The organism is Gammaproteobacteria bacterium, assembly GCA_013003425.1.
GTDB lineage: Bacteria > Pseudomonadota > Gammaproteobacteria > Steroidobacterales > JABDKV01 > JABDJB01.
On sequence record JABDJB010000090.1, the window covers coordinates 1 to 6,802 of the forward strand.

Below are 6,802 nucleotides of genomic sequence, written 5' to 3' on the forward strand. Positions count from 1 at the left end.
GCGGCGCCAGGGCCGAGCGGTATCCCCAACGCCTGTTCATCCGCGCGTTAGCGACAGCGCTGCCGCTTACTGTTGCAGCAGGTCCGCGGCCGGCGCCACCGGTGTGCGCAACGTGCGCAGGAACTCCAGCAGCTGGACTTTCTGGCCATCGTCAAGGCCGGCGAAACTGTCACGCGACGGCTGCGCTTCACCGCCGTGAGCCAGGATGGCGTCCGTCAGGGTCAGCGCACGTCCGTCGTGCAGGTATGGCGCGGTGTCGGCAACGCCCCACAGCCGGGCAGTGATGAACATGCGATCGAGCTCGCCGCCAAAACTCTCGGCCAGTTCGTCGCCCATGTCATGGCGCTTCAGGTCGGAAAACAGTGGGATGCTCAGGCCACGCCCATCCGTGCCAAACCCGGCCGGTGTCGCGCTGAGATCAACAGAGAAAAAAGTATTGGCGTTTGGCCGGGTGTGGTCTTCAGGAAAGGTGTAGCGCAGCACCCGCGTGCGGGTGCGGATTTCCGGCACATGGCAGCCGGCACAACCGATGTCTTCAAAAAGCACAGCGCCTGCCTGCGCCTGCCCCCCGGGGCGTTGCTGCAGCGGGCGCTCCAGATTGGTATTGAATATATGCAGGGCTGACAGCTGGCCGACCAGCACCTCGTCGGTGACGCCGTCACCATCCGCGTCGATGCCGCTGCCCACATCCTCGACTGCCTGCATGCCGAAGTGAAACGCCATTGCGCCGACATCAAACGCCCGCACCGTGGCAAACTCACCCTTGCGGCCGAACGGTTTGACCACAAGGTCATTATCGATGCCCGATACTGCGCGGTAGTCGAAACTCTGTGTGGCAGCGTCGTAAGTGAGGCTGCCGAAGTTGACCCCATGAGTGGTAAGCGGGATCGGCTTTCCCGGGTTGCGCCGGGCGAAGTACCTGCGCTTTTGCAGGTTGGCGGTCATTTCCTTGGCCAGCAACTCGATGCCGCCTGAGCCGAACAGGAAAGGCGGATTGATGAAGCGGCCGTCGAAAAAAGCGTACCCATAAAAATGCGAATCACTGACGTCTATTTCACGTGGCTGGAAGATCGCATTGTTGTTCGAGCTGCCGGCCCCGCCGACGGCAAAACGAAACGGCACTTCTGCGCTGCTGCCTACTGAGTGACACTCCTGGCAGCTCTGGGCGTCCAGGCCATTGACCCGCAGCAGCGTGCCGTTGTTCTGCAGCGTTGGGCGTCCGCCCGGGCTGGTCGGATCGGCCGGATCGGTCGGCCCGTCGCCATAACCGTCCAGCTTGTTGAACGGCGTCGCAAATACCTGCATGCCGGCGTGGCGGATTTCATCCAGCGTCATTGCCCCGGAAGCGATGTCATCTTGCATAAAGTCACGCGACAGAGCGGGCGCTTCCCCGGGTGGTATCTGCGTAAAGGCGTTTTCGCAGCCTAACGCAGCCAGCAGCACCAGCGCGAAGGTCCGGATTGTTTTCGGCATTGCATGACCCTTTACAGGCTCTTGTTACTGTCGCGCCAGTTTACCGGAACGAAGCGGCGCGCGAAAACGCTGAATGTGACGCTGGGTAAAGAGCCTGAATTTGCAGCGTTTGGACATAATGATGAAGCCGGGATTCAGCGCGATCGTATGTCCCGTTGCGGGTCAGGCGATGCATTGTTGTCATCGTCGGTCAGGATCCGCAGCGCCGGTGTATCGAGGTCATCGAACTGGCCGCTGCGCACCGCCCAGAAAAATGCGGCTATCGCTACCAGCAGCAGGATCAGCCCGACCGGGATCAATACGAAAATAATGCTCATGTTGCTGTCAGCGCCTGCGGTCGCGGAGTTATCGTGGCGTTGTCTTCGCCGTCGCGCGCCAGGCGCAGCGCGTTGAGGACTACGATCAGCGAGCTGGCCGACATGCCGATAGCTGCCATCCACGGTGCTACCAGCCCGGCCGCAGCCAGCGGCAGGGCAACGAGGTTGTAAACAATAGCCCAGGTGAGGTTCTGCCGGATAATCCGGCGAGTTTTGCGTGCGCGGTAAATACCACCGACGAGCCTGTCCAGTCCGCCGCCGAGCAGCACCAGGTCAGCGCTGGCCTGTGCCAGGCTGGAGCCCGAGCCCATGGCAATCGATACATCGGCGCCTGCCAGCACCGGCGCGTCGTTGATACCGTCACCCACCATTGCGATTGTCTTGCCGGCGGCGCGTCGCTGCTGCACCTGTGCCAGCTTGTCCCCCGGCAGCAGGGCGGCGTGATAGTCCTCGATGCCGAGCCTTGTCGCGACGCGCGATACCGGGCCGGCCGCATCGCCACTGAGGATTGCCGGTTGCAGCCCGGCACCGCGCAGCTGTGTAATCGCCGCGGCGGCTTCAGGGCGCAGCGCGTCTTCGAGTTCAAAGGCCGCCAGCAGCTGGTGACGCTTACCAAGCAGCACGCTCGTGACGCCCGGCGTGAGATCCGGAGCGGCTGTGACGCCAGCCAGTTCGATAACGAAATCTGTATTGCCGATGCGCCAGGTCTCGCCGCCGATCACGCCCTCGATGCCGCGTCCGGGATGCATGGTAACGTCCTCAGCAATGAGATCGTTGTCGTCAATCCGGAAAGCCGCGGCGACCGGGTGGGCCGATCCTGCCTCGAGCGCAGCAGCCAGCCGGCGGCAATAATCCTCGTCACTGTGGTCGGCCAGTAATCGCACGGCGACCAGTTTCAGCCTGCCACGGGTCAGCGTCCCGGTCTTGTCCAGCAATATGGTGTCAGCCTTCGCCAGCGTTTCTACCGCTGATCCGCGTGTTACCAGCAACCCGTTGCGGGCGAGGTAGCCCGTAGCTGCAGTAAGTGCTGCCGGTGTCGCCAGTGACAATGCACACGGGCAGGTCACGACCAGGACCGACAGCGTTACTGTCAGCGCGCGGCCAGGATCAATCGCCAGCCACGCCAGTGCAACCAGCACCGCAATCAGCAGTATCGTGGCCACAAACCACGCGGCCACGCGGTCGGCCATCTGCGCCATGCGGGGGCGCTGGCCCTGCGCCCGTTCGAGCAGACGCGCGATGCCGGATAACACCGTATCGGGCCCGACTTCCGTAACCTCGATGTGCAGCGGCCCGGTCAGGTTGATGCTGCCACCAATCACCGCGTCGCCGGGACGACGGGTGCGCGGCTGCGACTCGCCGGTCAGCAGCGCTTCGTCTGTCGCCGACGTACCCCAGGCAACAATGCCGTCGGCCGGCACCGTCTCGCCCGGGCGTACCAGCAGCCGGTCGCCTGGCTGCACCTGTGCCAGCGGTACCTGCTGACCGGTCCAGTTGTCGTCTGTGCCGGTCAGCCGTGTGGCCGCTGCCGGGATCGATTCTGACAGCGCCTCGCTGGTGGCCATCGTGCGATGTCGTGCCAGCATTTCGGCGAAGCGTCCGAAGGAGAGAAAGAAAGTGAACATCACCACCGAGTCAAAATACACTTCGCTGTGCAGGCTGCCGAAGAAGGTAATGTAAACGCTGGCGGCATAAGCCAGGCCGATGGCCAGCGCGACCGGTACATCCATACCGACGCGGCGGTGGCTGAGATCGGAAACGGCCGCGCGGAAAAAAGGCGCCGCTGAGTACAACACGATCGGGGTGGCAACCAGCAGGCTGAGCAGGCGGAAAAACTGCTGGTACTGCGTCGCCATACCGGCAAAAGCGCCAAAGTAGCCGGCCACTGCGTAGGTCATCACCTGCATCATCCCCAGGCCGGCGACGATCAGGCGTTTGAGAGCTGCGCGATATTCCTCTGTATGCAACGCGCTGCGCGTGTCCTGGCGCAGCGGATGCGGGGTGAATCCCAGGTCGGCGATTGTCTGCATCAGGCGGCCCAGACTGACGCTCGACGAATCCCAGCGCAGCGTTGCGTGACGGCTGGTCGGGTTGACGTGAATCTCGCGCACGCCGGTGACAGCGGTGAGGCCCTTTTCGATGCGCAGCCCGCACGAGGCACAGTGAATCCCGTCGACAACCAGCGTAGCCTCACGGTCACGCTCATCGACAGCGTGCACGAAGCTGCGCGCGATAGCGGGGCGGTCGAACGCTGCGAAGCGCTCTTCTACTTCACTGTGCGCGTTCATCAGGTGCCAGTTTCCACACCGGTGCCGGATACGACCAGCTGCCCTGCAGGGCCAGGTTGCTGCCGGCAGCTTCCAGCGTGACATCGTAAATACCCGGTTGCAGTGTGGCGACGGGTGCCTCGAACGAACGCTCATCGATACGTTGTGCCCGCATATTCTGCTGCTCGCCATTGCTGCGCGAATCGAGACTGACACGTAGCTCGTGTGGCCAGGCAGCGTCAGGTGGCGGCAGCCCGAGATCGAATACCAGGATGGTTTTGTCAGCCGAAAGCCCGACCGGAACCGCCATAAGGCCGGCGCCGTCGACACGATTGGGCGCTGCGGCTACGGCAATCCATACTGTTACCAGGCTTGCCACGATCGTGCTGCCGAGCAGCGCAATAATGAACCACGGCCAGAACTGCCGGTGCCACGGCTGCAGCGCGTCGTTCATTGTTGTGGCACCGGCGCCATGAAACGCGCCGGCTCCTCCACCGTCAGGCTACCGTCAGCGCTCGTTATACGAATCAGTATGTCGTGACCGCCGGAAGCGACGTTCGGCGGCACGCTGATACGCGCGGCGACGGCCTCGATGGCACCGGATGGCACGCTGATGCTGGCAGGTTCCGTCTCCACGTCCAGGCCGCTAATGCCGGAAACCTCCACTGTAAGCCGGTGCGGATTATTGTCCATGTTCATGATTCGCAGGCTGTAGACGTTCTCGATGTAGCCTGCATCGACGATGCGATACAACGAGTTTCGGTCGCGGATCACGTCGAGCCGCAGCGGCGTGCGCGACGCGATCGAAACCACAGTGAGCGTGAGTACTGCCAGCAGCAGGGCGGCATACACAAGAATGCGCGGCCGCAGCAAGTTTGAGTCTTTGCCGCTGACCGCGTTTTCGGTGGTATAGCGTACCAGGTTGCGCGGGTAGCCCATCGTGTCCATCACTTCGTTGCACACATCGACGCAGGCGGCACAGGCTATGCATTCATACTGTAATCCGTCGCGGATATCGATGCCGGTCGGGCAGACCTGTACGCATTTGTTGCAGCTGATGCAGTCGCCCAGGCCGGCCGCTTTCGCATCGCTGCCGCGGCGGCGGCCGCCGCGCGGTTCGCCACGGGTCTCGTCGTAGGCGATGATCAGCGTGTCGCGATCGAACATGGCTGACTGGAAGCGCGCGTAGGGACACATGTACTTGCATACCTGTTCGCGCATGAACCCGGCATTGCCATAGGTAGCGGCCGAATAAAACAGTATCCAGAAGGTCTCCCAGCCGCCCAGTGACAGGGTTGCCGTCTTTACCGCCAGCTGGTCGATCGGCGTGAAGTAGCCGACAAAAGTGAAACCGGTAAACAGCGAGAATGTGACCCATAGGAATTGCTTGGCCGCCTTGCGGCGAAACTTTGTAAGGCTCATCGGTGCCTTGTCCAGTTTCATGCGCTGGTGCCGTTTGCCCTCGGTCCAGCGTTCCATCCAGATATAGACCTCGGTCCAGACGGTTTGCGGGCAGGCGTAGCCGCACCAGACACGCCCGAACAGCGCCGTGAAGAAAAACAGCGACAGCGCTGCGGTAATCAGCAGTGCAGTGAGGTAAAACAAGTCCTGCGGCCACAGCGTGAGCCAGAAGACATGAAACTTGCGTGCGGGAAGATCGAACAGCACTGCCTGGCGCTCATCCCAGCGCAGCCACGGCACCAGGTAGTAAAGCCCGAGCAGCAGGAATACGGCCGCGGTACGCAGGCGCTGGAAGCGCCCGCTAACCTCACGCGGATGAATCTTCTGGCGCGCCTCGTACAGCGCGGTACTGTCGTTCACCTTTAGGGCGCCGCCTCGCGCGACAGTTGCAGAACATACGCTGCGACGATACGCGAGCGTTCTACGCCGAGCATTTCTTCGTGTGCCGGCATGCGGTTGTTTCGACCGTTGACGATACCGGTGCGGATACTGGCGGCGTCGCCGCCGTACAGCCAGATGCCGTCGGTCAGGTTTGGTGCGCCCAGCATCGTATTGCCTTTGCCGTCCATGCCGTGGCAGGCCGCGCAGACACCAAACATCGGTTTGCCCGCCGCAGCCGCAGCGGCATCGTGCGGCTGGCCGCTGAGACTGAGCACGTACTGCACGATGTTATCGATAGTCCCGTCGTCCAGCGATGCACCCATCGGTGGCATGATGCCGTTACGTCCATTGACGATGCTGGCCAGCACCGCGTCAGGATCATTGCCGTACAGCCAGTCGTCATCGGCCAGGTTGGGAAAAGTGGGTGCGCCGCGACCGTCCGAGCCGTGACAAACCGAGCAGTTGTTGACGTACAGTCGATGACCGATCTGCATTGCCTGCTCGTCACCGGTGAGTTCGTCGATGGAAAGCTCTGCGAGCCGGTCGTAGATACCGCTATAGCGATTACGCGCCTGCTTGAGCTCTGTTTCGTACTGATCCAGCTGCGTCCAGCCCAGCAAGCCCTTGTAGTTGCCCAGCGCCGGGTACAGGAACAGGTACGCCACGCCAAAGATTATGGTCAGGTAAAACAGCATCAGCCACCATAGCGGCAGAGGCTGGTTGTATTCCTGCAGGTCGCCGTCCCACACGTGGCCCATGGTCTCGTCCGCTTTCGGCTCGTCGGGCCGGCGCTTCGAGTGGCTTGAGGCCAGCCACCACATGGCGGCGACGTTGGCCAGCGTAAGAATGATGATGAACCAGCTCCAGCCGCTACTCATCGTTGTCGTCTCCCTTGCTGTCGTC

At 62.3% G+C, this 6,802-nt stretch carries 6 protein-coding genes; all 6 read right to left on the bottom strand.

Features of this window, described 5'->3' with window-relative positions; genetic code table 11:
* Positions 1-66: 66 nt before the first annotated feature.
* The 6 genes from HKN06_12475 to ccoP all read right to left on the bottom strand — a co-directional run bounded on the left by HKN06_12475 (position 67) and on the right by ccoP (position 6,777).
* Positions 67-1,473, bottom strand: coding sequence for a hypothetical protein (locus tag HKN06_12475; GenBank protein ID NNF62125.1), 1,407 nt, complete (start codon positions 1,471-1,473; stop codon positions 67-69).
* Between the two features lie 134 nt (positions 1,474-1,607).
* Entirely contained in the window at positions 1,608-1,790 is a 183-nt protein-coding gene (gene ccoS, locus HKN06_12480) for a cbb3-type cytochrome oxidase assembly protein CcoS (GenBank protein NNF62126.1), read from the bottom strand.
* Entirely contained in the window at positions 1,787-4,078 is a 2,292-nt protein-coding gene (cadA, locus tag HKN06_12485; protein ID NNF62127.1) for a cadmium-translocating P-type ATPase, read from the bottom strand. The genes ccoS and cadA overlap by 4 nt, the downstream gene beginning before the upstream one ends.
* Complete coding sequence (locus tag HKN06_12490) at positions 4,062-4,511, bottom strand: hypothetical protein (GenBank protein NNF62128.1); 450 nt, start codon at positions 4,509-4,511, stop codon at positions 4,062-4,064. Before HKN06_12490 ends, cadA begins: the two co-directional genes overlap by 17 nt.
* The gene (ccoG, locus tag HKN06_12495; GenBank protein NNF62129.1) at positions 4,508-5,860 is read right to left on the bottom strand and encodes a cytochrome c oxidase accessory protein CcoG; all 1,353 of its coding nucleotides are present in this window, start codon (positions 5,858-5,860) and stop codon (positions 4,508-4,510) included. Before ccoG ends, HKN06_12490 begins: the two co-directional genes overlap by 4 nt.
* Positions 5,861-5,880: 20 nt before the next feature.
* A complete protein-coding gene (gene ccoP / locus HKN06_12500; GenBank protein NNF62130.1) occupies positions 5,881-6,777 on the bottom strand; it encodes a cytochrome-c oxidase, cbb3-type subunit III in 897 nt (298 codons plus the stop codon).
* Between the last annotated feature and the right edge of the window lie 25 nt (positions 6,778-6,802).

What these genes read in the sequence shown, in the direction of transcription:
- HKN06_12490 (NNF62128.1), bottom strand. Translation starts at nt 4,511, where the DNA reads ATGAACGACGCGCTGCAGCCGTGGCACCGGCAGTTCTGGCCGTGGTTC.
- cadA (NNF62127.1), bottom strand. Translation starts at nt 4,078, where the DNA reads ATGAACGCGCACAGTGAAGTAGAAGAGCGCTTCGCAGCGTTCGACCGC.
- ccoS (NNF62126.1), bottom strand. Translation starts at nt 1,790, where the DNA reads ATGAGCATTATTTTCGTATTGATCCCGGTCGGGCTGATCCTGCTGCTG.
- HKN06_12475 (NNF62125.1), bottom strand. Translation starts at nt 1,473, where the DNA reads ATGCCGAAAACAATCCGGACCTTCGCGCTGGTGCTGCTGGCTGCGTTA.
- ccoP (NNF62130.1), bottom strand. Translation starts at nt 6,777, where the DNA reads ATGAGTAGCGGCTGGAGCTGGTTCATCATCATTCTTACGCTGGCCAAC.